This is a genomic window from Paenibacillus sp. DRB1-1 (assembly GCF_052119485.1).
Classification (GTDB): Bacteria; Bacillota; Bacilli; order Paenibacillales; family Paenibacillaceae; genus Paenibacillus; species Paenibacillus polymyxa_B.
The window spans coordinates 1,658,682-1,685,037 of sequence record NZ_JBODQH010000001.1 but is presented as its reverse complement, the minus strand read 5'-3'; the positions used below and the strand labels follow the sequence as shown (position 1 = coordinate 1,685,037).

The following is a 26,356-nucleotide window of genomic DNA, read 5'->3' as shown; positions in this document are numbered from 1 at the left end:
ACGACCTTTTCATGTACGGGCGTCAAGGAGGTAACTCACGTGAAACTTACCAAAGGAGGAGACGTGGAAATGCCTGCATTGATTTTTGATGAAGAACAAGTTAAGCAGGTGATCGACCGGGTAGTAGAACGCACCTTTCAAATGCACTACAGCTGGGATTGGCCGGGCGGAGTAGCCTTTTACGGAGTATGCGAAGCGTATGAAGCGACAGGGAACGAAAAGTATTTGACCAAGCTGAAAGAATGGGTTGACGAAAATATCGAGGATGGGCTTCCGTCTCTCTCGGTGAACGGCGTTTCTGTTGGGCACTGCTTGTTGACGCTTTATCAGGCCACAGGTGAGCAAAAATACCTTGATATTGCCATCGAGATGGCAGAATTTTTGTCCAAAAAAGCGGAGCGGTTTGGCGACGGCATTTTCCAGCATACGGTGAACTCACTTCATGATGTATTTCCGCAGCAAGCATGGGTGGATACGATGTTTATGGCCGGTTATTATTTGCTGCGCATCGGTCATCTGTTGGGCAACAAGGAGTATTGGGAGGATGGGGTACGTCAATATCACGGGCATGAAGAATTTTTGCAGGACCCGGATACGAATCTGTATTATCACGGATGGGATCATGCGAATCAAAGCCGGATGTCAGGAATATATTGGGCGCGCGGCAATTCATGGGCAGCCCTCACGATGGCAAAAGCGCTGAAACTTGTGGAGGTGCAGCATCCATCTTATATGATCATCGACGGCTCGCTGCGTGACCAGCTCAATGCACTGGTGCGGCTGCAATCCCCAGAAGGGCTGTGGCATACGGTGCTGAACGATGATACCTCTTATCTGGAAACCTCGGGCTCGGCAGGAATTGCGACCGCCTTGCTTATGCAAGGGAGATTGTTTAACAAATACACCCAAAAGGCGATCGAAGGTATTCTTTCCCGCATTAAGGACGACGGCACAGTAACGGGTGTATCCGCTGGAACTGCTGTAATGAACGATATTGACGGCTATCGAAACGTTCCATACAAACGCATTCAAGGATGGGGGCAGGGATTGGCGCTTGCTTTTCTGGCTCAACTATTGCGTACCAAGGAGAATCCGTATGGCTAGAAGAAGGGGCATAAGCGCCAAAAAGTATTATGGGTAAAGGAGGCCAATAGTATGGGAAATGTTGAACTTTCTCATAAAAAAGTAGCTAATCAGCCACGAGGCAGCCTATTCTGGGTCATCCCCGATGGGTATATTCCACCGGAAAGCCGGGGAGAGCTGCTCAGTCATGAGAGTATATGCGTGTTGAATTGTGGGAGCCGTGTGGCAAATCTGAGTATAGACATCTATTTTGAAGACCGCGAGCCATTGGAGGGATTGATCGAGGTTGTGGAAGGAAGACGAACCCGTCATATCCGAACAGCCTCGTTGGAGAAATCCGGCGAACGGATTCCGGTAGGTATTCCTTACGCAATTACGGTCACTAGCGATGTGCCCGTAATCGTACAATATAGCAGATTGGACACGACACAGCCGGAATTGGCGTTAATGAGTGTCATGGCGTACCCTATCTAATGCGACGAAGACTAAGAAATGAAAAAAGAAATCTCTCGGCTGGAATTGCGCAGCTTGGAGATTTCTTTTTTTGCAGGCAAATGAGTGTCTATTTTTAGCCCGTTTTTTGTGATTTTGCCGAAGTTGTTTTGATTGGCGTGAAGTTTTTTCGCCCTCCGAAATTGGTACCCAACACGCCGATAATGATCATCACAGCCCCAATAATGTGATAGTAGGCAAGCTGCTCCTTCAAAATGTAAGCACCGGCAATCATGGAAATGAGGGTGGATAAATTACCGATCACACTCATTTTGGAGGCTTCGATCCACTTCAAGGCAAAGCTCGATAACAGCGAGGTGACGAGGGTAGACAGAATGCCCAGATAAATCAGTGCCATCCAATAACCAGGCTTCACCAGTGGAGCGGTATAGGCGCTCATGGAGCCGTCTATGGCATGATATCCCAGTGCCACCACGTTAAAAACGATACATCCCAAAATAGAGGTAACGTAGGTCAATTCCATTGGGTTGTACTTTTGTGTTAATGGTCGTGCCAGCACATTATAGCCGGATAGGCATATCGCAGAAAGCACGAGCAGAAGAATACCGCCATAGCTATTGGATGCTAGCGGTGCTCCGCTTTTCATCACGAATATAAAAACCACGCCAAAGACAGAGAGCAGTAAGGAAATCTTCTGGACTACCGTTGTACGCTCTTTAATAAAATAGGAAGCTAACAGCAGCGTAAAGATGGGAACGGTTGCTTGGATAATTCCACCTTCCGATGAAGAAGTGCTCATCAGCCCGAAGGCCTGCAGTGGAAAATACACTAATGGCGAGAGCAGTGCCAGTGGTAAAATACGCAGAATGTCACGCATCTTGATGTTGATCTTGATCCAACCGAGCAACACGGGAATGGTCAAAGCGATAAATGACAGCGCAAAGCGGTGGGCAATCACATCCAGCGGGCTTGCCTCTGTGACTGTCAATTTTACAAATAAAAATGAAAATCCAAGTATAGCTGCATAGCTGAGAGCTGCCAGATAGGCGGCTCCATTTCTGGAACGATTGCTCATAATAAACCTCCATAATAATGACCTTAACCTGTGGTTCTCTCAATATACCCGGAGGGCATAACCTGATACAATCCATAAAACCTGCAACTGTACGGGTACAGTTGTGAAATGAAAAAAAGCCGGAACGAAGTCCCAGAGGTCGGATACCTATCCCTAAGACTACTTCCAGCTCTTAACCTATTCATATTTTATCACTTACTGCTTAGTTTACTTACCTTGTGACATCGCCCGGAACGAATCGTCCGCCGCTTCCAGCGTAGCATCCACATCTTCGTCCGTATGCGCTGTTGTGAGGAACCAGGCTTCGTACTTGGATGGTGCCAGATGAATACCGCGATCCAGCATGTGACGGAAGAAGGATGCAAACGCTTCGCTATCCGTATCCTGCGCCTGCGCGTAATTCGTGATCGGATGATCACAGAAATGCGTCGAGAACGCTCCACGAATACGGTTGATCGTCAATGGCACGCCGTAGCGTTCGGCAGAGGACTGGATACCGTCCGTCAGCCTCACGGCCAGACGTTCCATCTCTTCATACACGCCTTCCCCTTGAAGGACTTCAAGGCAGGCGATGCCTGACGAGATGGACGCCGGGTTGCCCGCCATCGTACCCGCCTGATAAGCTGGGCCGAGTGGGGCAACCTGCTCCATGATGTGCTTGCTGCCGCCGTAGGCACCAATCGGCAGACCACCACCCATGATTTTGCCCAGCGCGGTCAAATCTGGCTGAATCGCATCATGGTTGTCCAAACCTGCAAACGTTTGGGTGGAACCGAAGTGGAACCGGAATGCGGTAATGACCTCGTCATAAATGACGAGTGAGCCGTTCGCACGCGCCATAGAGCACAACCCTTCCAAATAACCGGGTTGCGGCATGACCATGCCGAAATTACCGACAATGGGCTCGACCATGACTGCCGCCACATCGTCGCTCCAACGCTCCAAGGCTTGGCGTAACGCGTCGAGATCATTGAATGGTACGGTAATAACCTCGCTCGCAATGTTGGTCGTAATGCCTGCACTGTCCGGTATGCCCAGTGTGGAAGGACCGGAGCCTGCGGCTACAAGTACCAGATCCGAGTGACCATGGTAGCAGCCGGCGAATTTGATGATCTTGTTCCGCCCAGTATAGGCCCGTGCCACACGAATCGTCGTCATGACTGCTTCTGTGCCGGAATTCACAAACCGGACCTTGTCCATAGAAGGAATTGCTTCCTTCAGCATCTTCGCCAGTTTGATTTCCAATACCGTTGAAGTTCCGTATAATACGCCGTTCGCGGCCGCTTCGCTGATAGCCTTAGTAATATGGGGATGGGCATGTCCAGTAATAATAGGGCCGTAGGCCGCCAAATAGTCTATATACCGATTATCATCCTCATCCCAGAAATGAGCACCTTTAGCGCGTTTCATGAATACTGGAGCGCCGCCGCCCACAGCTTTAAAGGACCGTGAAGGGCTGTTAACGCCCCCGACAATATGCTCCAGGGCTTCTTTATATAGTGCTTCGGAGTTTTCCCGTTTCATCAACAAAAACTTCCTTTCCGTTCATTAAAATAGGGTATACACACGCCAAAGGGCAGCGTTCACGGCTGCCCCTGCATACATCATTATAGCTCTTTTTGTCCTGTCTTTGTTGTTTGTGTGGAAGCATCTTCATTACTGGTTTTACTGCCCCCTGTAAAAGAAGCTTTATCCTTCTTGGTAGACGATGCACTGTCTGGCTGTTTCGTTTCGTTCTGATCCTTATTTTGTTCCTGTGTTTGTGTGGGTGGATTATTAAATATATCCTGCACATACGTTTTCAGTTCTTCCGGATCGCGGACAGTAAGAACTGCCGCGCCGCCCACATTCTCTTCTCCGAGCATCTTCATCGGTGGAACCTGTTCGCTGCCTGCAAAGTTGCTTTGGTACCCCACATTTGCCAGCTTCCACATATCGTTAACACTGAGATTCGTGTCAATGAACGGGTTAACCTGCTCTAAAATATTCGGCAAGTTAGCGATGGAAGTCGTGGTCTGCATTTTCTGGGCTACGGCTTCCAAGAATGCCCGTTGCCGTCCTGATCGGGAGAAGTCGGACATTGCATCGTGGCGGAACCGCACATATTGAAGCGCCGTGTTGCCATCTAGATGCTGCATGCCCTTTTTCAAATCAATATCGTATTGATGTTTATCCGCATTACTTGTATAATGCATATCCTTTTCCACTTCAAAATCAATACCGCCTACGGCATCCACAAGTTTGATAAAGCCCTGGAAATCCGTGTACACATAATATTGCACCGGGATGCCTAACAAATCGCCAGCCGTCTTCATGGCTGTGTTGGGTCCGTGAGTAATGGCGGTGTTAATTCGATTTTTTCCATAGCCGGGAATATCCACGTACGTATCACGCAAAATAGAGAACAGGTGGATTTTTTTCTTGACGGGGTCCAGCGATACGACCATCATACTGTCTGATCGGGGAACTTCCCCTTTCTGGATACCGCGCCCATCGACACCCATCAGCAAAATGTTAACCATATCGGTACCTTCCCACTTGGGCGGTTCTGGCGTACGAACCTGATCGACCTGCTTTACATTTTTGAAGGGGGAGTTAGCGCCCTCTTTATGCAGATTATCCAGCTGATTATAAATGGATGTAAAATAGTACACGGCAAAGCCGACAATCGCGACGATTACCACGGCTAGAACCGACCATATCGTCCTTTTGGTTCTGCTTGTCATGGATGCTCTCCCTTTCGCTTTTCAGTTCATTACATTATAATTTCTTTTTGGAGCACAATCAATTTAACTATGGATTTTACAAATCCTGATTGAGAGGTATAACATGCTGGCAATTGATGTGCAGGATCTGCGCAAAACATTTAAGGTTCAAAAAAATCGCGAGGGCTTAAAAGGTGCCTTCCTTGATTTATTCGCCCGCGAATACAACGAGGTAGCCGCGGTCAAAGATATATCTTTCCGTATTCCGCAAGGAGAAATATGCGGTTATATCGGTGAAAACGGCGCCGGAAAGTCCACTACGATTAAGATGCTGACAGGCATTCTCGTGCCGACATCGGGACATCTCAAGGTGGGCGGTTATGTCCCCTATGAGGAACGCGAGAAATTTGTAGGCAACATTGGTGTTGTTTTCGGTCAGCGCAGCCAGCTTTGGTGGGACATCGGTGTGATCGAGTCTTTTCAACTACTGCGGAAAGTATATCAGGTTCCGGCTACGGACTTCAAACGCAGGCTGGATGAGCTGGTAGAGAGACTGCAATTGCAGGATCTGCTAAGCCGCCCGGTACGCAAGCTTAGTCTCGGGCAACGGATGCGCTGTGAGTTAGTAGCAGCCTTGCTGCACAATCCGTCCATTGTTTTTCTGGACGAGCCGACCATTGGGCTCGATATTATGGTAAAGTCCGAAATTCGCGAGTTTCTAAAGGACATGAACCGGGATTACGGTACGACTATTTTGCTGACAACCCATGATTTGCAGGATATTGAAGCGCTGTGCTCGCGCGTCATTATGCTGGATGATGGGAATATCATCTATGATGGTGGTCTGGAGGATCTGAAGGCACGTTGGGGTACAGGTCGAGAAGTAAGGTTTCAGTTCGGTACACCGACCCAATTGGAGCAATTACAGGCATGGACTGCTGATATGCCACTGGCTTGGACGGCGGATAACGATTTGGCTGCCAAGGTATGGATTCCGCTTCATATTAATGTATCGGATGTGCTCGCAAGCGTAGTCGGTCGCACGGACATTACGGATATCAAAATCATTGAAACCAACACGGATGATATCGTCCGCAGTATCTATCAGTCTGGCTCGGCGGAACGCCAGGGCAATCCGGTAGTGGAGGCCAAAGTTCATGCTTAGCGTATACACCGATTTTATTCGTATCCGATTTCTCACGATGCTTGCGTATCGTGTGAACTACTATTCAGGAATCCTTATTTATTCCATGAATATTGGCGTGTATTATTTCACATACAAAGCGATATATGGCGATGCGGGTAGCATTGGAGGTTTTACCGCTGCTCAGATGACGACGTATGTTGCAGTATCGTGGATGGCGAGAGCCTTTTATTTTAACAATCTGGATCGTGAAATTTCGACGGATATTCGTGATGGAAGCATCGCAATTCAGATGATCCGACCTTATAACTATGTACTTGTTAAATTTATGCAGGGACTCGGTGAGGGAATGTTCCGTTTTCTGTTGTTTATGATTCCGGGCATGGCGATTGCGATGCTGCTGTTTCCGGTGACGCTCCCCAGTGACCCGGTAGCCTGGGTTGGTTTTCTGGTCATGCTGTTTTTCAGCTTTCTGATCAACACTCAGATCAATATTATTACGGGGTTAACGGCCTTTTTTATCGAAAATAATGAGGGCATGATGCGTATGAAGCGCGTAGTTGTAGATCTGTTTTCTGGGTTGATTTTGCCAATCAGTTTGTTTCCAGGCTGGCTGGCGACGATCGCCCAATGGATGCCGTTTCAGGCGATTACCTATTTGCCGGGCTCTGTATTTACGGGACGTGTAAAAGGCGTTGGCATCTGGAATGTACTGGGTATCCAAATCATTTGGCTGGTCGTTCTGCTCGTGCCGATGATCATCATTTGGCGACTGGCGCGCAGACGTCTGTTCGTGCAGGGAGGGTAAGCCGATGATGTACTATTTGGGCCTCATTAGCGAATATTTAAAAAATTACATGAAGTCACGGCTCACCTATCGGGCCGACTTTTGGGTAGAAGTTATTTCAGACCTGCTGTTTCAGGCCACGAATCTTATTTTTATCCTGGTTATTTTTATGCATACAGACAGTTTGGGCGGCTGGAGTGAAAGTGAAGTCGTGTTCGTTTATGGATTTTTTATGGTTCCATACGGACTATTCAGTTGTTTTGTAAATCTTTGGAACTTTAGCGAGCGTTACATTGTGAAAGGTGAACTCGACCGGGTAATGACCCGTCCCGCGTATAACCTGTTCCAGATTTTCCTTGAAAATGTGGATCCGCCTGCGCTGGTGGGTTCTGTGATTGGCCTGATTATTATGGGGATCAGCGGGGCACAGATGGACTTGGCTATGGAGTGGTGGTTCGTACCGGCGCTGATCATTTTGAGCCTAAGTGCCGTGGCGATTTATACGGGCATCTACACCATATTGACATCCCTTTCGTTTTTTTCGGATGCGCCGACAGGAATTATCCCGCTCATGTACAATATTCAGGGCTACGGACGTTATCCAGTAACGATCTATAACCGTGCTATTCAGGTTGTGCTAACTTGGATACTGCCTTTTGCTTTTGTTGGCGTATATCCAGCCTCCCTGTTCCTTCACCGAGAGGACATGCGCCATATGGCGCTCTTAACTCCTGTGATGGGGATTGTCTTTCTGACCTTGGGCTTACTGGCATGGAACTGGGGGATTCGCCGTTACAGAGGGGCAGGCTCATAGGGCGGATCACATAAGAACTCCCACAAGATAGGAGATGATGAGATGTCCACGACATCTACCATTATTGGACAAGAGGCACCGGATTTTGAATTACCAGGGAGTGAGGGAAAGCATGTTAAGCTGTCTGATTATCGAGGCAGTAGGGTATTGTTGTATTTCTATCCCAAGGATTTGACCTCCAGCTGCTCGAACCAGGCTTGTGATTTTCGGGATAAACATACGGAGTTTGAAGGCTTGAACACGGTGATTCTGGGGGTAAGCCCTGATCCACTCAAGCAGCATGACAAGTTTATTGCAAAGTACGGACTCCCTTTTCAGTTGTTATCTGATGAAGAGCATCAGGTCGCTGAGACATATGGGGTATGGCAGCAAAAACAGATGTACGGCAAGCAGTACATGGGCATTGTTCGGTCTACGTTCCTTATTGATGAAAGTGGAATTTTAGTTCATGAATGGCGTGGGTTAAGAGTAAAAGGGCATATTGATGCTGCGCTGGTATACATTCAGGATATGGCGTAAGTGAAGAGCCAAAGAAAACCTTTTGCAACCGGATCGTGCTTTCAGGCATATCGGTTTCAAAAGGTTTTTGTTAATTTTTAGATATATTCTGCCGTTGCTTCCACTTTTGCTTGCAGAGATAAACACCCCATAATAGCAGCGGAATGATCAAGCCGTTCGTATAATTCCAGGCTGCCAGTGGATAAACAAGAGTCCTCACATAATAGAAGACATTTGGGGATATCAAAATGGTCATGCCAAACACAAGCGCTCCTGCGGGGATGACAAAGGGACGGATATTAGAAATTCGGAATAGCTGGGTTGTTCCGAAAGTAAACGCGTAAAAGAAAAGAACACCTTTGAAATAGGCAGCAAGTGCCCACGTTAAAGTTACTAACGATTCAACTCGTGTAATATAATTGAGTTCATTAATCTTTGTTGTGAGTGCAGAAGAAATGTAAGGACTATAATTGGTCACAAAGGGACCAATGACAAGGAGAGAGAGAAGCAAAAACACGCTAATCAGGAATCCGCCTATTAGAGAGGCGAGTAACACGTCCTTTCTAAAATGGGCATGTTTGTTAACATAGGGAAAAACCATGAGCATGACAGACATTCCGGCAAATGGCATAGCTGTAGCTGGAACGATCCCTTTACTAATGGGACCCATTCCATTTTCAAGACTAGGCTGTAAATTAGAAAGATGAATTTGCGGCAAGAGTGCAAGAATCAAACCACAGAAAATGAATACATATACAGTTAACAGCATCTCACTAACGCGACTAAAAGCCTCTATTCCCGATAGCACAGTAAACACCAGTAATGCTACCTCCATAGCCAGCAGGATGCGCAGAGGGGTTTCTACAAGTAACTGTGAAGTCAGGAAATCACCTACTTCTCTCGCATTAAAGGCGGTGTTCATTAAGAAATAAAACAAATACCAGCAGGAAAGAATGGTTCCGAATACAGGTCCCAAAATTTTACGGATGGCTTCAATAAGCGAAAGGTTCGGGTAGAGCTCATGAACGCGAATAAGCACATAAATGATGACTAAGCCTAACGGGATGGATAATATGGAGCTGATCCAGGCATCTTGGTGAGCAATATGTGTAATGATAGTCGGATAGATTAAGAGCATATCCCCGATTAAACACAGGAAAGTAAGGACAGTCACTTGTCGGACACTAATACGGAATCTTTTTGACATGTGTACCTGCCTCCTTTTTAAAAACCAAATAGATGCGACACGAAAGTGTTTATGGGGTTATAGATGATTTCGATCAAAATCAGCGGGCTTGGTGTAACCTCCAATTTTACGGCAAGGACACTCAACCATGTTCCTAATCCAAGCATAATGATGTACACCAACATATCCTTAAAGCGATGCTTGCGGTACAAGCCTGGCAAATCCTTGACGGCGATAGCCAGACCGATACAGATGACGATAATGGTAGCCAGCATGCGCATGCTCCTTTCGTGAAGAGTGAGAATTCACCCGGGTCCCAGACTGTGACGGCCCTTCGATCTAAATTTATGTACAACAATCAGCAGGAGAGGAAGGACAACAGAATCGGTCAAATCCCAATAAATCCAGGCATGAACGATCGTATCCAAATAGTAAGTAATATTGGGTGCCGAGACGATAATCAAGCCAAATAAAATCATGAAGCTGGGGCCAAGAAAGGTCCTTACATTGTCCAGTCTCAGCAGTTGAGTCATGCCCAGTGTAAAGGCATAGAAGTGTAAAATGGTCTTAAAGAAAGTAGTGATAATCCAGGCTGTGCTCATCATGGACTCTACCCGTTGCAAGAAACCACCAATGTTAATCTTTTTGGATAACGTATAGGAGGTGTACACACTGTTCTCTGTTACAAAGGAGCCCAGTACCATGAGTGAAACAATTAGCAGTACGCTTAACAGGATGCTGGCAGTAAGCCCGGATAGCAAAACGGACTTTTTTAGGCCAGGTTTTTTGCTTACATAGGGAAGAATCATCAATAAAAAGGCTAATTCTCCGAATGGATAGGATACTGCAAATATGCTTCCTTCGATAACTTTAGGTATACCTTGATCCATGAACGGCTTAAGCTGCTGACTGTCACATTGGGGGAGTAAGCACAGGATCAAAAACAAAGTGAACACCAAACATAAAGGAAATAATATTTGAGCAGTACGGGCAATAGGCTCCAGCCCCATATACAATCCCCACATCATGACAAGGATTAAAATTAAATTGATAACGGGGAGGGGCGTCATGACATAGGTCTGGTTGTTCATAAAATCCCCGACCTCTCTTAAATAAATCGCGGAGTTTATCAATAAATGGAATAAATACCATATTGAAATGAGGGCGCCTAGCCATGGGCCCAAAATTCGCTGACAGAGTTGGATAAAGGTGAGCTCAGGATAGAGCTGATGTACCTGCAGGAGTAGCCATAGTACAGCAAGTCCTGCAGGGATGCTCAACAACGAGCTGATCCAGGCATCCTGTTTGGATATGCCTGTAATAATGGAGGGATACACTAACACGCAATCTCCGAAAATACTCAGAAATACGAGTACGGCTATATTTGAGATGCTGATTCGCCCTTTCTCCTCCACTAAGCTCACTCCTTCATTTGTTTTTGGAACGATTCAAACAAAGAACCAATTTTTTTAATTTTGGTCTCTGCTTTGTATTCGATTTGCAAGTCCAAAAACGGATTTTCTTTTTCTTCTTTCAATCTTTTCCAAAGTTTGGGCTTAGACTGGTGAATCAACTGGCCAAAGCCGAAAATGTCTGACTTATATTGATGTCGGACAGTCTCTACCGAATGCTTCATGATTTCAACGATTTTTTCATTACTTGCGGCTTCAATTTCTTTAATATCGTCCATACTATCTAGCTTCATATGCTGGCAGTTGACCTCTCGTACTGTGCTGTTGTTGGTAACGGATATCAAAATAACAGGCTCTCCATCGCGAATCATAACTTTGTTTTTGGTGTCACTGCTCAACGTTAACAAGGCGATATTTCCACCTCCCTCACAGTCTGCGTGTCCCGTAGTAGAATCCACTTTATTGCGGATATAGTTGAATCCTTTACTGTCTCGTTCATTGATCCATCCCAGTAATCGGTCTTTTTGGAATACACCAATACCAGAAAACCTCAATGTGGTTCCAGGCGATATGCTTTTGGTGTCATCTTCACCTTTTTCAATGGACGCCTCAATATCTCCCACAGCCTCCAAAGCTGGCAAAGTAGATTGGATGTCGGGATTAGTCAGATCGCTAAGCAATTGATCCATGGTTACTTTGGTCGCAGGCGCCCACGTCTTGGTTAAGGTGTCCAATGAAGCGAACATTTTGTTGGCCGGTAACTTTTCCAAAGAAGTCGGTATTTTTAAAATCGTAGAAGCCTTGTTATTCTTGGCTATCGCAATGTAAAAGTCACTTCTTGTAAAGGGCTCTCGCATCAAGGCTTCAATCACATCAGAAATCCCTTTCCTCGCATACTCCTCACCTAAAATCAGCATACGAATATGAGATAAATAAATGGAGCGCGGACTTGTATCAGTCATTTTTTGAATGGCCTCCTGAATCGTGGGCGCTGTGGCCTCATAAGTAACCACTGGAGAGCCTGCACTTGGTGAAGATTTTGAAGCCACTGCAGAAGGAATAACCACCTGAGCCGTTACCTGATACTGGTCTCCTTTCATATCCACTCCGATTCCAATAGCGATGCCAAGTTCGTTTAATTCTTTGCGGTCCCAGCAGCCCCCTAATATTAATCCGATCAGCCCCCAGACGAACAGCAAATGAATGGTCTGCTTCATGGTTGATCCCTTCTGGTTTGTGATTTATTGCCGATCCGTCTTTTTTTCGTTTTTTGGCGGATCGTATTTTGGATAGAGATGGATTGAGGACGCTTCGTCATATGAGGCCAGGGTAAGCGAAACAGCGTATCTTTCATATCGCTTTCCACATAGGGGCCAAATGGACTCATGTAAGATACTCCAAATGATCGCAGACTGGTCAAGTGCAGCAAAAGTACGATTAATCCCATCAATATTCCTAGAAGTCCGAAGGCTGCGGCTAGCATCATTAAGGCAAAGCGGACAATACGAACTGCTATGGATAGACCGTTTTCCGGAATAACATAGCTGGAGATGGCAGTGATCGACACGATAATGACCATAGCCGCCGAGACAACCCCCGCATCCACGGCTGCTTGTCCAATGACCAGTGTGCCTACAATAGATACAGCTTGTCCGACGGTCTTGGGAATACGAACCCCGGCTTCACGCAAAATTTCATAGGTGATCTCCATAAGCATCGCCTCGACAAAAGCTGGAAATGGGACGCCTTCCCTTTGTGCAGCGAGGCTGATCAGTAAGTTTGTAGGGATCATCTCCTGATGGAAGGTAGATACAGCGATATAGACTGCCGGTGCAAGCATAGCGATAAAAAAAGAAAAAAAGCGCAACATACGCAGCAAAGTGCTGATGTCAGCACGCTGGTAATAATCCTCTGCTGATTGGAAAAATTGGACGAACAATGCAGGTATTAACAGAACAAAGGGTGTCCCATCCACCAATATAGCGATTCGGCCCTCCAGCAGGCTGGCAGCGACTGAATCCGGGCGCTCGCTGTTATATATGGTGGGAAACGGGGTGAAGGTCGCATCCTGAATTTCTTCCTCGATGTAACCCCCTTCCAAAATCCCGTCAATATCAATTCGGTCCAGACGTTCTCTCAGTTCCTGAATAACTCCTTCGTCAGCAATCCCTTTGATATACATCACGGACACATTGGTATGCGTGACTTGACCAATCTGTCTTGTTTCCATCCAGAGGCGCGGATCGCGAATTCTCCTGCGAATTAGAGCTGTATTGGTACGCAAATTCTCGGTAAAACCCTCCATTGGACCCCGTACAACAGTCTGTGATTGGGGTTCGCTGACATTGCGATCCTCCCAACCGACCGCATCAATCCATATGCCTTTTGTGTATCCGTCCAGCAGAATGATAATACCGCCGGATAACATCCGGTCGAATAAAACATCCATTTCCTCCAAGCTACCTGCGTTACCAGCAATCAATACCTGATCCTTTAAATAGTCGAACGGTTCCGCGCCCTCTGGTACATGATGTTCGTTTACCCGCATTAATGAACGCAGAACGGAATCATGGAGCAATTGAGTGTTAACCAGACCATCGATATAAAACAAAGCTGCTGGCCATTTTTGCATCCATAATAGCTGTTTAATGATTAAGTCTCCGCTGTTTCCAAAGGCGCTTTCAATATGCTTTACATTATCCTTCAAGTTAGAGGACACATGAGTAAGTGGACAACTTTTATTCTGATTTGGCATACGTAAAATCCTCCGATATTGGAGTTTGTTGGCTTAGTATGCTCTGAATATATGAATTTATGCCTTGACGGTTTATAGAGTGATTTTTATAAATTAGATAAATAACTAATTACATGCAGTACAGGATTTCAGGCTGGGCGATGCGACATTGGATTGTTTTAAGCCGCTTTGGGCGCGGGTTGGTTGCTAGCAGGGTAGGGGGACATTTGTCTGGATACATTATTATTGAGGGAGACCCCATTGTATTTACAGGGTCCATTGTGGTCATGCTGGGGCATGCTGACGGCGTGGAGTCAAGGTATCATCGGACTGTCTATGTTTGGAGCAGGGGTGGCGATTGAAATGATGGAGCCGTTTTGGCTTGAGGCGCAGGGTTTGTGGTGATATCTATCGTGATTTCGATGTATTATGCAAGGACTCGTAACCGTAAGGCAGCAGAAGTTTGACTACTTCGTGTCATCCTTGTTGCTGGTTTTCACCGATTTTTCGGATTTGCGTAGCGAGCTAAACAGGAAGTTTCTCCACCGGTAAATAATATACAGCAGGATTATGAACCCAACGACTCCCGCAATTCGCAGTGAATACAGCTCTACCAAATGGAAAATGACATCCCATTGGGGACCAAACAGCTTGCCGATGCTTAGAAAGAGGATGACCCAGAATAAAGCGCCGCTGTAAGCATACAAGACAAATTTACGGAAAGAAAGAGCAATAATTCCGGCAAAGTAACCGGTAAAATGCCTGACACCGGGAATGAAATATCCAAGGAAAATAAGCCAGTATCCATATCGTTGAAACCATTTTTGTGTTTTCTGAAGCTTGTCCGGCGATAGCAAAACCCATTTACCATATTTCTGAATAAAGGGGAGTCCAGCCCACTTTCCGATAAAGTAGGTAATAGTCATACCGATGGTTGTGCCCAAGAAAGCTAGCAGCACCAGTTTACCGAAATCCAGGGTACCGGCATAGGAAAGATATCCCGCATAAGCCATTGTGGTTTCCCCGGGAAAAGGTAAAGCAATAAACTCAAGCAGCAAGCCGAAAAAAAGGACGCCGTAGCCGTATTCTTCGAACAATTGCGCGATCCACTTCAGCACATCCATCGTTTACACTCCTACGAACAGATTGAGTATTTTAGAATCAATTCATTTTAACAATCTTTTCATGCCCACTCAACTCCGGTTGATTTCTTGACGTCTTGTTTTATCGTTGCGTATAATGAAACGAACAATTGAGGGAGGCACGGTAATGAATAAGCCTAATGAAATCGTTGTAGTTCTCGATTTTGGAGGACAATACAACCAGTTAATCGCAAGAAGAATTCGGGATCTCGGTGTATATAGCGAGCTCCTTCCATACAATACGCCTGCGGAGAAGCTGAGAGAGCTGGCGCCAAAAGGGATTGTTTTCTCAGGCGGACCTTCCAGCGTATATACAGACAATGCTCCTCAGGTGGATCGGGCAATTTATGATCTTGGCATCCCTATCTTTGGTATTTGTTATGGCATGCAGCTGATGGCTCACCAACTGGATGGTAAGGTAGAACGTGCGGGCAAGCGTGAGTATGGCAAAGCAGACGTGCAATTCAATCAGGATGCCCGCTTGGCTAAAGGACTGGATTCTCGTCAAACCGTATGGATGAGCCATGGGGATCACGTTACAGATCTGCCAACCGGATTTACACTTGATGCAGGAACAGAGAGTGCGCCGATTGCCGCGATGAGTAACCTGGAGCGGAATCTGTATGCGGTGCAATTCCATCCAGAGGTACGTCATTCCGTTCAAGGTAACGAGATGATCAGCAACTTCCTTTATGAAGTGTGCGGTTGTGAAGGCAACTGGACCATGGAATCGTTCATTGAAGATCAAATTCGTGAGATTCGTCAACAGGTTGGCGACAAGAAAGTATTGTGTGCCTTAAGCGGTGGCGTGGATTCTTCCGTTGTAGCGATGCTCATTCACAAAGCGATTGGTGACCAACTGACGTGTATGTTCATTGACCATGGATTGCTGCGGAAAGGTGAAGCCGAAAGTGTAATGGAGACGTTCGTTGGTAAATTTGATATGAAAGTTGTCAAAATTGACGCACGTGAGCGCTTCTTGTCCAAGCTGGCAGGAGTTGATGATCCGGAACAAAAACGTAAAATCATCGGTAACGAGTTTATCTATGTGTTCGAGGAAGAATCTTCTCAATTCGACGATTTTACTTTCCTGGCACAAGGTACACTGTATACGGATATTGTAGAGAGCGGAACAGCAACGGCACAGACCATTAAATCCCATCATAATGTGGGTGGTTTGCCGGAGAACATGAAGTTCAAACTGATCGAGCCGTTGAATGCCCTGTTCAAGGACGAAGTGCGTAAAGTCGGAGAAGAATGCGGACTGCCACCTGAGATTGTATGGCGTCAGCCTTTCCCAGGTCCGGGTCTTGCCATTCGTGTACTGGGTGAAGTGACAGAGGACAAGCTAACGATTGTTAGGGAGTCGGATTACATTTTGCGCGAGGAGATTGCTAAAGCCGGTCTGGACCGGGAAATCTGGCAATACTTCACCGCTTTGCCGAATATGAAGAGTGTTGGCGTTATGGGCGATGCTCGTACGTATTCTTACACCGTAGGTATTCGTGCAGTAACCTCTATCGACGGTATGACTGCCGACTGGGCACGTATCCCTTGGGATGTGCTGGAGAAAATTTCGGTACGTATCGTAAATGAAGTAGATAACGTGAATCGCATCGTGTACGATATCACCTCCAAACCACCAGCAACGATTGAGTGGGAATAAACGCGGAGACTCCCGCGCCGTAACCATCAATCCTTTAAGATTTACCAATACAACATCAGGACTCCTCCGTATCGGCGAAATATCGCTATGCGGTTGGAGTCTTTTTTACGAGGGGCAAGGTCGAACCTTTTCTCGGGAAAGTTTACTGTACGGCAACCTCAATCGACGGTGGTTAGCTGAAGGCGAACAGCATTGCCTCATGCGGCGGAGATATGAAGTCATTTATTGTTGCAAAACGGAATATGAAGCTGAAAAAAGGAGATATTATTCAATGTTAATGTCTCCTTTTTTTATATGGTTTTATTAGATTCAAGCTATAAATAGCTTAAATCAAGTATGAAATTAAACGTTCACTTCTTTTTCATTTCATGCTCTAATGGTGTCATGTTTTGATACTAATATATTTTATAATGTACCTAGATTAAAGTGTTGCATATCTCGTTTTATTAAACGCTGTTCTAAGGAGAATAAAGAGATGAAAAAATTATTTCTGTCGTCCTCATTTAAGGATGTTGCACCATGCTTAGTCCATTTCGCTGGTGAAAACTTAGAAGGAAAAAAAGTCACCTTCATCCCAACCGCGAGTATTCCAGAGAAAGTTAAGTTTTATGTGGATTCAGGGAAAAAAGCATTAGAGAATTTAGGGTTAGTCGTGGATGAAATCGAAATCGGCACAGCAACATTAAATGAAATAGAGAGTAAAATTAGAGAAAATGACTATATTTATATTACCGGAGGCAACACATTTTATTTACTTCAAGAGTTAAGAAGAACCGGGGCTGACAAAATCATTGCTGATGAAGTTAATGCAGGGAAGTTATATATAGGCGAATCGGCAGGTACGATGATTTTATCACCGAATATCGAATATGCCCGACTTATGGACAATGTGGAGGAGGCGCCGGCTTTGGATTCCTTTGTTGCGCTCGGGATAATTGAATTCTATCCAGTCCCCCACCATACGAACATCCCGTTTAAAAAAGCGGTGGAGAGCATCATTGAGGAATATGGCAGCCAATTAAATTTATATCCAATCAGCAACGCAGAAGTTATTTTGGTTGAAAGTGACAGTATAAAGGTCGAGAATGCATGATTTTAAAAGATCAAGAACCTTTAACTCCACATCTATCGTGGTGTTAAAGGTTCTTTTTTATAATTCTACCTTACCATACGATCTTTTTCCCAGTTGCAGCCGATTCCTCAATGCGGTCCAGTAGCTGATGCAGCTTTAAGGCATGGTCGAAATCGGGAGCGAGACGGGTGTGTGTCAAAATATCCTCGGCAAAAACATAATGAGCCTTGGCTACATTTAGGGTTACCCCTTCTTTTGGGAAATCCATTTCTATATTAGGCTCTCTAGTTATACTTATTTGTTCAAAAGCGCCATTAGGACCATGACTCTGCGTACTGCTTGGATCGTACACAAGTTTTTCGAGCGTTAGATTCCCGAATTGAACATGCCCAAGCGAAGGATTCTGTGACAAACGCAAAATGCCCTTTTTCCCTTGAATCTCTATCTCAAACTTAGAATTCACTCCACCTTGAATGTGAACGGATACTGGTGCTCCTTTTTCCAATAGTCCGTGAATCAGAATCTGATCGGCTGTATCCTTGGAAATGACTTCACCCGTTTCCTGAATAGTGGCTTCGTGATAACGGGATGATGTGATGGCCGATAGCTCGCGGAATTCACCAACGATGTATTGCAGCGCATCCAGGGAATGCCCGCCATTAATCGTGAGCAGATTAGCCCCATTGGCTCTTTTCAGCAAATAAGCAGTGTCCTGATTTACTTGTCCTCCTTTGCCGGGAGTAGCTACTTGCATATGACAGGATATAATTTCACCAATCTCTCCGCCCTCCACGAGCTTTTTCATCGTTTGCACTTCAAGATCCTGCCGTGCCTGCAAGCCTACGGTATGATGAATACCTGCCAGTTCCGCCGCTTTGGCCATTTCAGCAGCTTCCGCAGTGTTTGCCCCCAAGGGCCATTCACAAAAAATATGCTTTCTCTCTTGAATTGCCGCCATCACCGCCTCGTAATGATGGGGAACTTTTACGCTCACCACGACCATGTCCACATCCTCGGAAGCTGCGAGCTTTTTGGAATCATCAAAAGACAGTGCCGCACCTACTTCTTCTGCGCTTTGTCGCGCACTCTCCATACGAGAGGTACCAACGGCAGTGATATCCAGGTTCGAGTGCTTGAGCAAAGCCGGAATATGCGTTTGACTGGCCCATTTATTATTCATCGAACCTCCTACGATACCTACACGAATCTTCTTTTTGATCATGTTGCCATACCTCCTGATTTTTTAAATGGGTGGAAAATAGCATCCAAGGCCAATATAATACACTTAACTCATAAATAATAATGCTTGTTTATGATATAGGTATCATTTTATTTGATGGGAGGTAAAGGGATGGATATTGAAAATATGCAGGCATTTGTTTCGGTGGCAGAGCTGAGAAGCCTGACAGAAGCAGCACAAAAGTTGAATCACCTGCAATCGAATATGACGGCCAAAATAAAGAAGCTGGAGGCCCATTACGGGACAGCATTATTTTATCGAAAGCCCCGTGGTATGGAGCTGACACCTGCAGGAGAAACCTTGTATGCTCAGTTCAAGCAAATGTTGTTGCTATGGCAAGACACGGAGATGAAAATGAGACCGCAGGAGGAAAAGCTGCGCATCGGTACGATGCAGTCCATCGTGGCGGGCGAAACAACGAGGGCGCTCACGAAGGTATATGAGCTGTATCCGCAGGCCTCGGTTACATTAAAAACCGGAACCACGACGGAAATGGAGCGATTGATCCTTGACGGGGAACTCGATATTGCTTTTGTTACAGGGTATCCCGCCAACCCGTATATTCATTATCAAAAAATATGCCGTGAAGAACTGGTGCTGGTGGGGAAAGGCATACATGAAGCCTCGGATCTCAAACAGGTACTCCAAGGAGCATCTATTATCATATTGTCGGATGGCTGCCTGTACCTCACGTATTTAGAGAAGATGTATCAGGACATGCAATTGACCCATGGCGAGGTGGTAGAGGTCGGGGTGTTTGATACGATGGTGCAATTTTCCTTGATGGGAATGGGAATCACCCTCATGTCCAAAAAGCTGGCGCGTCAATTTAAAGTAACATCCTATTTGCCCGCTCCCCCAACCTTCGGCTACATGGATACATATTTAATAACCCGACCAAATCACGAAATGACAGCGATTGAACATAAATTTATCGAAATCAACAATACGATCTAATAGATAGGAGAGACATTGAATGACAATCAATCAAGGCAAATGCCAAGGCAGCCATGCTGTATTTCTGGGTGATAGCATTACGTTTGGATATGAATTGCGTGATGGAGAAAAGCCTTACCCCCACCTTGTGAGCGACGCACTGGGATTCCTAACCTTTGAGAATCACGGCATATCCGGGGCAGCAGTGTAGCCAGCGGCGGTTTTGAACCGATGTGTGAGCGTTATGAGAAAATGAACCCTCATGCGGACGTGATCTTTTTTATGGGGGGAAGAAACGACTTTTCGATGGGAGAAATACCGTTCGGTAGCTTGGATACGCCATCGACAGAAACGAGTACGTTTTATGGTGCGCTCAAGCATATTGCCGAAGGACTAATTAACCGTTACCCGGACAAGCTGATCGTCTTTTTGACTCCGCCTCACGGATCAAGTGATACGGTTCCTGAGCATCTGCCTAATGCCATTACTGGTCAAGTCTATAGCGCGTATGCACAGGCCGTGAGAGAAGTGGCCTCACTTTATTCTTTCCCGTGCTGTGATCTGTGGAATATCGCCGGAATTCAACCACTATTGCCTGTACATAAACAGATGTAACTTGTCTCAGGGCTTGTTTATTTTTAGTGAGGGTGTATAATACTTGATATATCAATTGATAGGTCAAGTATTGGGAGGAGGTTTTGTCATCGAACATTGCTCTGAAAAAAGCCAGTTGTTTTATCGCATGCATCTTTTGTGTAAAGAAATGAATAACGCCTTTGAAGCACAGTTAAAAACCAGTTTTACCAAGGTTGAAATTTTGTATCATATTGATCATCGTCAGGAACTAAGTCAGCTGGAGCTCCAACATCTGCTCGTTCTGGATGGTGCAGCAGTAACCCGACATCTGAGAAGACTGGAAGAGGAAGGTCTGATTTTACGTAGTAAAAAAGAGCAGGATAAGCGTGTGACCTATATACGTTTGACCGAATTAGGGGTTCAAGAGCTGCAAGTTTTGTCAGAGCAAAGACAAGCCTTTCAGGAAAAGCTGCTATGTAAGTTTACAGATGAGGAAATTGTGGCTTTGACAGATGTGCTACAGCGTATGTCTAGCAATATAAAGAATATGTAAATGTGCGAGGAGGAAATGAATATGAAAGCCATCGTTATAGATCAGTATGGAAGCAAGGATGAATTGAAAGAAAGAGAAGTGGCTACTCCTACACCACAGGCTCATCAGGTTGTAGTTAAAGTGGCGGCTACCTCCATCAATCCAATTGACTGGAAGCTGCGTGAAGGTTACTTAAAACAAATGATGGATTGGGAGTTCCCGATTATTTTAGGCTGGGATGTAGCTGGCACTATTTCGGAAGTAGGCAGCGAGGTCATCGATTGGAAATTGGGAGATGAAGTGTTTGCACGCCCGGACACCACCCGGTTTGGTACTTATGCCGAGTATACCTTGGTGGATGATCACTTGCTGGCGCGTAAACCTGCCTCAATTTCTTGGGAGGAAGCCGCTTCTGTACCTTTGGCGGGGTTGACTGCTTGGCAGGCGCTCTTTACACATGGTCAACTGACCAAAGGGGAGAAAGTATTAATCCACGCAGGTGCAGGTGGCGTAGGCATGTTTGCTATCCAGTTTGCCAAACAAGCCGGAGCCTATGTCATTACTACAGCCAGTGAGCGTAATCATGAATTGCTTGCTTCATTGGGGGCCGACCAAATCATTGACTATCGTACAACTCGATTTGAGGAAGTTTTATCTGATGTGGACGTGGTGTTCGATACGATGGGTGGGGATGTTCAGAAGAACAGCTTTAAGGTAATGAAAAGGGATACCGGACGGATCATATCCATTGTCAGCAATTTCGACGAAGAGCTGGTGAAGGAGTACAACGTAACGGCCAAAAATATATGGCTGGAGCCCAACGGACAGCAGCTACAGGAAATTGCCGATCTGTTGGAGCAAAAGAAAGTAAGATCGGTAGTAGGAGCTACGTTTCCTTTTTCACAAAAAGGTTTGTATGACGCACACGCTTTAAGCGAAACCCACCACGCTGTTGGTAAAATTGCAATCACCTTTTCATAAGGACGCATACACATATACAGCACGAAAGGAATTGCACACGATGAAGATTTTAGAAGATTATTTTCACTACTATGATTTAGCAAAAGATGACGAGAAGAGTAGAGAGCGATTAATTAGCCTTTTCTCTGAGAAGATTGAGTTTGTATTGAATGGTGATCGAAAACAAGGTATGAACAGTTGGAAAAGCTTCTTGAATATGTTCTTTGAGGGATCGCTCGAAATCAAGCATATGTATGAAGGTTGGAAACCTGTACCCATAGAACCTGATACCTATCAAACCAAATGGGCAGTGTGTGGTAAAAAAGCAACAGGCGAAGTTTATACACTTACTGGAGTGGACAAGGCCCGGCTGGATGCGGAAGGTAAGATCGTTTATCTGGAAAATATACCAGACACAGCGAATGCCTTTGATAAGTACAAAAATATCTGATTCCTCTAAATCATAACCCGTCAGCTGCATAATAGCTTGCGGGTTTTCTGTTTTCCGAACAATACATATGTGTTCAATTTGTAACATTCGCTTTTTCTGTTGACAAGCAGTAGGTGAGAGCCTAAAATAACGAATGTAATAATATAGCGCATATGAATGCGAATATTACTTCAAACGAACGATAACAATACGAGTATGCTTTGCGTAGGAGGAATTACGACTCATGGAGCGTTTCTTTAAATTAAAGGAACATGGCACGAACGTCCGCACTGAGATTATTGCGGGGATTACTACTTTTATGACCATGGCTTATATTCTGGTGGTCAACAATACCTTTTTAGGTCCGACTGGAGCAGGTATGCCCAGTGAAGCTGTCTTTTTTGCGACGGCGGTAGGTGCAGGTTTGGTCACCATACTGATGGGGTTATTCGTTAATGTGCCGATCGGCATGGCGCCGGGTATGGGCTTGAATGCTTATTTTATGACTGTAGTCCTGAGTTCCAATGGCATGATTACTTGGCAAGCGGCACTTGGCGCTGTATTTATATCCGGTATCGTCTTTCTGATTTTAACCGTGACACGAGTAAGACAGATGCTGCTTGTTGCGGTTCCGGAAAATTTAAAGACAGCCATTACAGTGGGTATCGGCTTGTTTATTACGATTGTCGGCTTCAAGCTTTGTAATCTGGTTATGGTGAGTATCGTTCCAGGGACAGATGTTGGTCAACCGGTTCCGGGGCATGCTTTTAATTTGATTTTGGGAAGTCTGGTACATCAAAAGGATGCACTGCTGGCGCTAATCGGATTGCTTATTATCGCAGCACTGATGGTCGTTCGGGTCAAAGGTGCATTGCTGATTGGGATCGTAGCTACTACATTAATCGGTATTCCGATGGGAGTAACAAATCTGAGTAGCTTGACAACAGGCAACTGGATTCCTGATTTCAGTAATTTGGCTGTAGGTCAGTTAGACTTAAAAGCAGCTTTGCATATTGGTCTGTTTGATATCATTTTCATTTTCACATTTGTAGAGTTGTTTGATACGTTTGGTACCTTGGTAGGTACAGCTACACGCGCGGGTATAATGAAAGATAAGAAAAAAGGCGAGAAAATTATCGGTAAAGCGATGCTGGTGGATGCTGTTGGCGTAAGTACCGGTGCATTATTGGGTACAAGTACGATTACAGCATTCGTAGAAAGCTCCGCAGGGGTAGAAGAAGGCGGACGTACCGGACTGACTGCTGTAACGACAGGTGTTCTGTTCTTGTTGGCCCTGTTTATTGCACCATTGGCTCTGGTTGTGCCTTCTGCAGCTACTGCTCCAGCTCTGATTATCGTTGGAGTCCTAATGATGAGTCAGGTTCGCAACATCGACTGGGATAACTTCCTGTTGGCGTTTCCTGCATTTTTGACCATCGTGCTAATGCCTTTCACAGGTGGAATTGCGAATGGTATCTCTGCTGGTATTCTGTCTTACGTTGTGTTGGCTGTGTTCAGTAATCTGTTTACCAGCAATAAAGTTAAAATTCACTGGCTCATGTGGGTGCTTGCTATTATTGTAGTGATCCGCTTTGCCTTTATGGGCTCCGAATAAATCAGTAGAATAGAACAAAGAACCTCTTTCCTGTTGCTTAAGGGAAGAGGTTCTTTTTTTGTAATTAGACGCAGATAGATACAAGTAGCTATTATATAGAAGGAAAACGAATAATAAATAAAGCATTGTGAAATCTTATCTAATAAATGCTTGCAAAAGGGACATGCATATGGTATATTCTAATTCCGGCCAAGAAATACAATATCGCGAGCGAGTGTTACAAAAAAAGATTTCAAAAAATGCTTGCAAAGTTGGTTCGGGCATGATATGATATAAGAGTTGATGAGGCAATGAGCCAAATCAACAAAAAAGAATGTTTGATCTTTGAAAACTGAACAACGAGTGAGTAAAACGATTTTGTTCGCAAAATCAAACAAGAGATATTTTATCTCGTCAGTTTCAAAATGAGCTTATCGCTCTTTCTATAAACCAGCTTCGGTTGGTCTTTAATGGAGAGTTTGATCCTGGCTCAGGACGAACGCTGGCGGCGTGCCTAATACATGCAAGTCGAGCGGGGTTAATTAGAAGCTTGCTTCTAATTAACCTAGCGGCGGACGGGTGAGTAACACGTAGGCAACCTGCCCACAAGACAGGGATAACTACCGGAAACGGTAGCTAATACCCGATACATCCTTTTCCTGCATGGGAGAAGGAGGAAAGACGGAGCAATCTGTTACTTGTGGATGGGCCTGCGGCGCATTAGCTAGTTGGTGGGGTAAAGGCCTACCAAGGCGACGATGCGTAGCCGACCTGAGAGGGTGATCGGCCACACTGGGACTGAGACACGGCCCAGACTCCTACGGGAGGCAGCAGTAGGGAATCTTCCGCAATGGGCGAAAGCCTGACGGAGCAACGCCGCGTGAGTGATGAAGGTTTTCGGATCGTAAAGCTCTGTTGCCAGGGAAGAACGTCTTGTAGAGTAACTGCTACAAGAGTGACGGTACCTGAGAAGAAAGCCCCGGCTAACTACGTGCCAGCAGCCGCGGTAATACGTAGGGGGCAAGCGTTGTCCGGAATTATTGGGCGTAAAGCGCGCGCAGGCGGCTTTTTAAGTCTGGTGTTTAATCCCGAGGCTCAACTTCGGGTCGCACTGGAAACTGGGGAGCTTGAGTGCAGAAGAGGAGAGTGGAATTCCACGTGTAGCGGTGAAATGCGTAGATATGTGGAGGAACACCAGTGGCGAAGGCGACTCTCTGGGCTGTAACTGACGCTGAGGCGCGAAAGCGTGGGGAGCAAACAGGATTAGATACCCTGGTAGTCCACGCCGTAAACGATGAATGCTAGGTGTTAGGGGTTTCGATACCCTTGGTGCCGAAGTTAACACATTAAGCATTCCGCCTGGGGAGTACGGTCGCAAGACTGAAACTCAAAGGAATTGACGGGGACCCGCACAAGCAGTGGAGTATGTGGTTTAATTCGAAGCAACGCGAAGAACCTTACCAGGTCTTGACATCCCTCTGATCGGTCTAGAGATAGATCTTTCCTTCGGGACAGAGGAGACAGGTGGTGCATGGTTGTCGTCAGCTCGTGTCGTGAGATGTTGGGTTAAGTCCCGCAACGAGCGCAACCCTTATGCTTAGTTGCCAGCAGGTCAAGCTGGGCACTCTAAGCAGACTGCCGGTGACAAACCGGAGGAAGGTGGGGATGACGTCAAATCATCATGCCCCTTATGACCTGGGCTACACACGTACTACAATGGCCGGTACAACGGGAAGCGAAATCGCGAGGTGGAGCCAATCCTAGAAAAGCCGGTCTCAGTTCGGATTGTAGGCTGCAACTCGCCTACATGAAGTCGGAATTGCTAGTAATCGCGGATCAGCATGCCGCGGTGAATACGTTCCCGGGTCTTGTACACACCGCCCGTCACACCACGAGAGTTTACAACACCCGAAGTCGGTGGGGTAACCCGCAAGGGAGCCAGCCGCCGAAGGTGGGGTAGATGATTGGGGTGAAGTCGTAACAAGGTAGCCGTATCGGAAGGTGCGGCTGGATCACCTCCTTTCTATGGAGAATCGTTTCCTGCAACGGAAACATTCAAAAATGAAGCGTAAGCTTCAAAACTCAGGTTTAGGCCTGTTACTCACTCGTTGCTCAGTTTTGAGAGCTCAAACTCTCAAGCTTCGACGAATGTTTCATTCACACTCTGTGTGGAACCGAAATATTCATCGGGTTTCGCTTCGAAGAAGCGAATTGCACCTTGAAAACTGGATACCGAAACGAAATTGCGTTTTAGAATATTCCTTTAAGCTGATCTTGTGTAAACAAGTGAAATAAAGGTAGCTGACTTGAATTTCAT

At 45.8% G+C, this 26,356-nt stretch carries 26 protein-coding genes and 1 rRNA gene; 17 read left to right on the top strand and 10 right to left on the bottom strand.

Annotation, left to right across the window (positions count from 1 at the left end; all coding sequences use genetic code 11):
* Nucleotides 1-69 precede the first annotated feature (69 nt).
* Nucleotides 70-1,104: a glycoside hydrolase family 88/105 protein gene (locus ACQW03_RS07395; RefSeq protein WP_441952329.1), complete on the top strand. Its 1,035-nt coding sequence runs from the start codon at nucleotides 70-72 to the stop codon at nucleotides 1,102-1,104.
* A gap of 51 nt (nucleotides 1,105-1,155) precedes the next feature.
* Nucleotides 1,156-1,557, top strand: a complete 402-nt coding sequence (locus ACQW03_RS07390) for a sensory rhodopsin transducer (protein WP_441949018.1) — start codon at nucleotides 1,156-1,158, stop codon at nucleotides 1,555-1,557.
* Between the two features lie 94 nt (nucleotides 1,558-1,651).
* On the opposite strand, the gene ACQW03_RS07385 is transcribed toward ACQW03_RS07390, so the two are convergent.
* From ACQW03_RS07385 to ACQW03_RS07375, 3 genes are all read right to left on the bottom strand, one after another.
* Entirely contained in the window at nucleotides 1,652-2,611 is a 960-nt protein-coding gene (locus ACQW03_RS07385; protein ID WP_220030740.1) for a DMT family transporter, read from the bottom strand.
* A gap of 207 nt (nucleotides 2,612-2,818) precedes the next feature.
* Complete coding sequence (locus ACQW03_RS07380; RefSeq protein WP_071639538.1) at nucleotides 2,819-4,135, bottom strand: glutamate-1-semialdehyde 2,1-aminomutase; 1,317 nt, start codon at nucleotides 4,133-4,135, stop codon at nucleotides 2,819-2,821.
* A gap of 83 nt (nucleotides 4,136-4,218) precedes the next feature.
* Nucleotides 4,219-5,337 carry an LCP family protein gene (locus tag ACQW03_RS07375; RefSeq protein ID WP_441949015.1) on the bottom strand — a complete coding sequence of 373 codons (1,119 nt, stop codon included), beginning with the start codon at nucleotides 5,335-5,337 and terminating at the stop codon, nucleotides 4,219-4,221.
* Nucleotides 5,338-5,440: 103 nt separating this feature from the next.
* Between ACQW03_RS07375 and ACQW03_RS07370 the strand changes: the two genes are divergently transcribed.
* The 4 genes from ACQW03_RS07370 to bcp are packed head-to-tail and all read left to right on the top strand — an operon-like array spanning nucleotide 5,441 to nucleotide 8,580.
* Nucleotides 5,441-6,481: an ABC transporter ATP-binding protein gene (locus ACQW03_RS07370; RefSeq protein ID WP_013308769.1), complete on the top strand. Its 1,041-nt coding sequence runs from the start codon at nucleotides 5,441-5,443 to the stop codon at nucleotides 6,479-6,481.
* Nucleotides 6,474-7,268: an ABC transporter permease gene (locus ACQW03_RS07365; protein WP_069081078.1), complete on the top strand. Its 795-nt coding sequence runs from the start codon at nucleotides 6,474-6,476 to the stop codon at nucleotides 7,266-7,268. The genes ACQW03_RS07370 and ACQW03_RS07365 overlap by 8 nt, the downstream gene beginning before the upstream one ends.
* 4 nt (nucleotides 7,269-7,272) lie before the next feature.
* On the top strand, nucleotides 7,273-8,061 hold the full coding sequence (locus ACQW03_RS07360; protein WP_081366793.1) for an ABC transporter permease: 789 nt from the start codon (nucleotides 7,273-7,275) through the stop codon (nucleotides 8,059-8,061).
* Between the two features lie 42 nt (nucleotides 8,062-8,103).
* Entirely contained in the window at nucleotides 8,104-8,580 is a 477-nt protein-coding gene (bcp, locus tag ACQW03_RS07355) for a thioredoxin-dependent thiol peroxidase (protein ID WP_441949012.1), read from the top strand.
* A 70-nt stretch (nucleotides 8,581-8,650) separates the two neighbouring features.
* On the opposite strand, the gene ACQW03_RS07350 is transcribed toward bcp, so the two are convergent.
* From ACQW03_RS07350 to ACQW03_RS07330, 5 genes are read right to left on the bottom strand one after another with little or no spacing between them, the layout of a single operon-like run.
* A complete protein-coding gene (locus ACQW03_RS07350; RefSeq protein WP_076293107.1) occupies nucleotides 8,651-9,766 on the bottom strand; it encodes a GerAB/ArcD/ProY family transporter in 1,116 nt (371 codons plus the stop codon).
* A gap of 17 nt (nucleotides 9,767-9,783) precedes the next feature.
* On the bottom strand, nucleotides 9,784-10,020 hold the full coding sequence (locus ACQW03_RS07345; RefSeq protein WP_071639544.1) for a hypothetical protein: 237 nt from the start codon (nucleotides 10,018-10,020) through the stop codon (nucleotides 9,784-9,786).
* 30 nt (nucleotides 10,021-10,050) lie between these two features.
* On the bottom strand, nucleotides 10,051-11,160 hold the full coding sequence (locus ACQW03_RS07340; protein ID WP_441949010.1) for a GerAB/ArcD/ProY family transporter: 1,110 nt from the start codon (nucleotides 11,158-11,160) through the stop codon (nucleotides 10,051-10,053).
* 5 nt (nucleotides 11,161-11,165) lie between these two features.
* A complete protein-coding gene (locus ACQW03_RS07335; RefSeq protein ID WP_071639546.1) occupies nucleotides 11,166-12,374 on the bottom strand; it encodes a Ger(x)C family spore germination protein in 1,209 nt (402 codons plus the stop codon).
* Nucleotides 12,371-13,912: a spore germination protein gene (locus ACQW03_RS07330; RefSeq protein ID WP_076293106.1), complete on the bottom strand. Its 1,542-nt coding sequence runs from the start codon at nucleotides 13,910-13,912 to the stop codon at nucleotides 12,371-12,373. The genes ACQW03_RS07335 and ACQW03_RS07330 overlap by 4 nt, the downstream gene beginning before the upstream one ends.
* A 240-nt stretch (nucleotides 13,913-14,152) precedes the next feature.
* On the opposite strand from ACQW03_RS07330, the gene ACQW03_RS07325 reads away from it, so the two are divergent.
* The gene (locus ACQW03_RS07325) at nucleotides 14,153-14,296 is read left to right on the top strand and encodes a hypothetical protein (RefSeq protein ID WP_158659086.1); all 144 of its coding nucleotides are present in this window, start codon (nucleotides 14,153-14,155) and stop codon (nucleotides 14,294-14,296) included.
* Between the two features lie 62 nt (nucleotides 14,297-14,358).
* Here ACQW03_RS07325 and ACQW03_RS07320 read toward each other — a convergent pair whose 3' ends face one another.
* A complete protein-coding gene (locus tag ACQW03_RS07320) occupies nucleotides 14,359-15,015 on the bottom strand; it encodes a DedA family protein (RefSeq protein ID WP_441949007.1) in 657 nt (218 codons plus the stop codon).
* A 145-nt stretch (nucleotides 15,016-15,160) separates the two neighbouring features.
* Between ACQW03_RS07320 and guaA the strand changes: the two genes are divergently transcribed.
* Both guaA and ACQW03_RS07310 read left to right on the top strand, forming a co-directional pair.
* A complete protein-coding gene (gene guaA / locus ACQW03_RS07315; RefSeq protein ID WP_023987031.1) occupies nucleotides 15,161-16,699 on the top strand; it encodes a glutamine-hydrolyzing GMP synthase in 1,539 nt (512 codons plus the stop codon).
* Between the two features lie 475 nt (nucleotides 16,700-17,174).
* Nucleotides 17,175-17,792 carry a Type 1 glutamine amidotransferase-like domain-containing protein gene (locus tag ACQW03_RS07310; protein WP_071639549.1) on the top strand — a complete coding sequence of 206 codons (618 nt, stop codon included), beginning with the start codon at nucleotides 17,175-17,177 and terminating at the stop codon, nucleotides 17,790-17,792.
* Nucleotides 17,793-17,862: 70 nt separating this feature from the next.
* Here ACQW03_RS07310 and ACQW03_RS07305 read toward each other — a convergent pair whose 3' ends face one another.
* On the bottom strand, nucleotides 17,863-18,993 hold the full coding sequence (locus tag ACQW03_RS07305; RefSeq protein WP_076293104.1) for a Gfo/Idh/MocA family protein: 1,131 nt from the start codon (nucleotides 18,991-18,993) through the stop codon (nucleotides 17,863-17,865).
* A 129-nt stretch (nucleotides 18,994-19,122) separates the two neighbouring features.
* Here ACQW03_RS07305 and ACQW03_RS07300 point away from each other — a divergent pair, with 129 nt between their 5' ends.
* The 8 genes from ACQW03_RS07300 (at nucleotide 19,123) to ACQW03_RS07265 (ending at nucleotide 26,062) form a co-directional block, all read left to right on the top strand.
* Nucleotides 19,123-19,968 (top strand): LysR family transcriptional regulator, encoded by an 846-nt coding sequence (locus ACQW03_RS07300; RefSeq protein ID WP_104497362.1) that lies wholly within the window; start codon nucleotides 19,123-19,125, stop codon nucleotides 19,966-19,968.
* A gap of 19 nt (nucleotides 19,969-19,987) precedes the next feature.
* Entirely contained in the window at nucleotides 19,988-20,158 is a 171-nt protein-coding gene (locus tag ACQW03_RS07295; protein ID WP_258383042.1) for an SGNH/GDSL hydrolase family protein, read from the top strand.
* A gap of 20 nt (nucleotides 20,159-20,178) precedes the next feature.
* Nucleotides 20,179-20,562, top strand: coding sequence for a hypothetical protein (locus ACQW03_RS07290; RefSeq protein ID WP_441949003.1), 384 nt, complete (start codon nucleotides 20,179-20,181; stop codon nucleotides 20,560-20,562).
* A 43-nt stretch (nucleotides 20,563-20,605) separates the two neighbouring features.
* Nucleotides 20,606-21,076, top strand: coding sequence for a MarR family winged helix-turn-helix transcriptional regulator (locus tag ACQW03_RS07285; RefSeq protein ID WP_220030748.1), 471 nt, complete (start codon nucleotides 20,606-20,608; stop codon nucleotides 21,074-21,076).
* 21 nt (nucleotides 21,077-21,097) lie between these two features.
* Complete coding sequence (locus ACQW03_RS07280) at nucleotides 21,098-22,036, top strand: NADP-dependent oxidoreductase (protein ID WP_441949001.1); 939 nt, start codon at nucleotides 21,098-21,100, stop codon at nucleotides 22,034-22,036.
* 40 nt (nucleotides 22,037-22,076) lie between these two features.
* Complete coding sequence (locus tag ACQW03_RS07275; RefSeq protein ID WP_071639553.1) at nucleotides 22,077-22,466, top strand: nuclear transport factor 2 family protein; 390 nt, start codon at nucleotides 22,077-22,079, stop codon at nucleotides 22,464-22,466.
* Between the two features lie 223 nt (nucleotides 22,467-22,689).
* Nucleotides 22,690-24,060, top strand: coding sequence for an NCS2 family permease (locus ACQW03_RS07270; RefSeq protein ID WP_071639554.1), 1,371 nt, complete (start codon nucleotides 22,690-22,692; stop codon nucleotides 24,058-24,060).
* A 446-nt stretch (nucleotides 24,061-24,506) separates the two neighbouring features.
* A 16S ribosomal RNA gene (locus tag ACQW03_RS07265) occupies nucleotides 24,507-26,062 on the top strand.
* Nucleotides 26,063-26,356: the final 294 nt, after the last annotated feature.